The sequence below is a fragment of the Desulforamulus profundi genome (genome assembly GCF_002607855.1).
The window spans coordinates 1-2,225 of the sequence record NZ_AWQQ01000061.1; the positions used below are offsets into that span (position 1 = coordinate 1).

Sequence of the window (2,225 nt, forward strand, 5' to 3'; positions counted from 1 at the left end):
TATTTCATCCTTATCCATAGCAGACAAATAGGTCAGTTCTTGGGTTTCAAGTAAATTCAAATGTTCACTAGATACCATCCCGCGATCAAACACAAGATGACACTTTTTTAAACCGAATCGTTGTTTAAGATCGTTAACCACACCAGGTAAGGTGGTAACGTCTTGAGTATTTCCTTCAAGCACTTTCCAGTAAAATGGTGAACCTGCGGGGTAATTAAAAGAGCAATAACGATTTGCTCCAAGTCTGGCCGATGATCACGAGAATACCCCAGTTTAGCAATCATGCAATGACTACCTTCCATATAGGTAGAAGTAATGTCATAGAAAAATCCTTCTCCAACGGTAGGATCAAGACGCTTAAGCTGAGTATAGAGATGGGTTTGTAAAGCGTCTTCCTGCCTGTTAAGAAAATCCAATTCCCGGTATACGGCATAATCATCCGGTAAGTTGGGGGAGCCAAACAGTGCCGGTAATATTGTTCCCTGCATCCATTCCACGACGTGGATTTTGCTGAGTGGCTCAATACAGCGGTTGAGCACCATTGCTTCTATTAATAAGCTATCAGGGAAAAAATGGTGTACTGATAGGTTTCCCAAAGGGAATGCAACAGAATTATGGGTAGAAACAACCAATGCTTTGTGACTACAATATCGGACGCCTTAGCTAACACCAGGTCTGAGTCCTGTTGTGCTTTAAGAATTAATTTCATTCTTTCGGCATCATCTTCAGACATGACACCAAGATTTTGGATAAGTCGATGCTTTGGTTTACCATCTTTATCCCTATAAGAAGCGACGATTTTATAGTAATTGTAAGTTTTATCTTCTTGCTTAATGGTAATTTTTTTAAGAAACATTGTAGCCCTCCGACTGGAAATATTAGGACTACAATATTATACCATATAACGCAATAATTTTACGGTTTCAATAGTTAAATATAACCTTAAATTTAGGACTACATTTTCAGGGGTGGAACCTGCATGCCTTGATATATCTGGGTTTGGAAAAATATGTCGCCAAACTCCGGTTATCAGTTACATAACACCGAAATCAATATAACATTCCTCTACAGTAAAGGTATTAAACTTAATTTTATCAACCATTTTTACAAAGGCAAATTGTTTCCCGCCGACACCGTAGCTGGTCACCAGCATGTCATCATCCTCAATGGTAATGCCAATACTTTCAACGGCATCTGGAGATATGATGGTATGTGAGGCACCCGTGTCAAGAACGATATTTTCTATCAGGATATCTTTACCCCTATGGCAAATCCGAAGCCCGTAAATAATAACCCGTCACGGTAATGGAGTTTCATTACAATACTCTCCTAAACCCAGGGTATTGTCGAATCTCAATCTCAATTTTTGTATTCTTGGTATGGATATACYAGGGTGTTCACCTTTACTTTTCATCAATTCATGGGTAGCTTCCTTWGGATCAGTTATTCCTCGAATTATAGCAACATCATCAATAATTTCTTTGTTATCTACTATGTATGAATTTAATATTTTAACGAGAACGTATTGATTTGGGTAGATTTTCCTAACTTCTTCCCATCTCATATATTTCACCAACCTTATCATTTTAAAAAATTATACCATATTTTGCTTAAAATAYCTATTCTGCTCGGTCCCTCCAGGAGAGAAGGGAGAGAAGTGCCAAGGGAGAGAAGTGCCAGGCACTTCACTAAACTAAAGTGACGGTACTTTTTCTTTTCCGGGTCATCCTTTCGGGTCTGGTGGTTTCAAAGAAAGGCTACCCAGGCGGTGCCAGGTACCGTCTCGCATKAAAGTTGTATACGAGCACAAAAAGTTACAAAAAGTTACCGCCGGACGGAACCAGGCACCGCCCCCGGCAAATTGGGAAAATTGCACCAAAAAAGCTTGCATTTTACTAAATTAAAGTGCAAGTTCTTTTCTTTTTTGTGGAGTTCGACAGTTTCAATGAATAGCACAACTCGACACCACCGCCGACAAATTTTAAMTTTATTCTATTGAATGGTGCCAGGCACCAAACTTATTAACTTATTGTGATCGAGTCAGAAAAGGGCCTCCGGAGAGAACCTCCGGGGGTCTTCCCTTTTCCGCCGAAGGGKTCGTACATAATTCAGACAATTCAAAGACATAAAATTCAAGTCAGGGACGGTTCTTGACTTGAATTTGTTTAACTCTTGCCGGGGCTTTGTGCATTCCTGTATCAGGTAGGATATTAAGGAATAATTGA

The 2,225-nt window shown here is 39.7% G+C and carries 2 protein-coding genes and 1 pseudogene; all 3 read right to left on the bottom strand.

Translation table 11 applies throughout. The features are described 5' to 3' along the window. A pseudogene (locus tag P378_RS24160) lies at nucleotides 1-856 on the bottom strand (IS1634 family transposase); the annotation flags it as partial. 177 nt (nucleotides 857-1,033) lie between these two features. Continuing rightward, a complete protein-coding gene (locus P378_RS21705; RefSeq protein ID WP_099083272.1) occupies nucleotides 1,034-1,291 on the bottom strand; it encodes an aspartyl protease family protein in 258 nt (85 codons plus the stop codon). 6 nt (nucleotides 1,292-1,297) lie between these two features. Then, the gene (locus tag P378_RS10865) at nucleotides 1,298-1,564 is read right to left on the bottom strand and encodes a hypothetical protein (protein WP_238473133.1); all 267 of its coding nucleotides are present in this window, start codon (nucleotides 1,562-1,564) and stop codon (nucleotides 1,298-1,300) included. Between the last annotated feature and the right edge of the window lie 661 nt (nucleotides 1,565-2,225).